Here is a 264-nt window from a genome sequence, read left to right on the forward strand (position 1 = left end):
TTAGTCAATTACGCTTATATATCTTTTCTTAAGCAATTCTTACATATACCTTTATAATAAAGGTGGACTTCCATTGCCTGATGCTCGTCTATTGCCCGATTTTCCGATTCTTTCATAAAATCGGGACAATCCAGATCGTAAATCTGCCCGCATTTTTTGCAAAGGAAGTGGGCGTGAGGCGAAGTGTCGGCATCGAAATTCGTATTCCGGTCATCAATCGTAAGCATCAATGTAGCCCCCTGCTCCGAAAACAGTTTCAAAGTG

At 41.3% G+C, this 264-nt stretch carries 1 protein-coding gene; it reads right to left on the reverse strand.

Annotation, left to right across the window (positions count from 1 at the left end; translation table 11 throughout):
- Positions 1–14: 14 nt before the first annotated feature.
- On the reverse strand, positions 15–264 hold a 250-nt coding region (locus tag AC2Q9J_RS18080), incomplete at its 5' end, for a transcriptional repressor (RefSeq protein WP_499042085.1).

The sequence above is a fragment of the Planococcus sp. RAB007_Raresut genome (assembly GCF_057369535.1).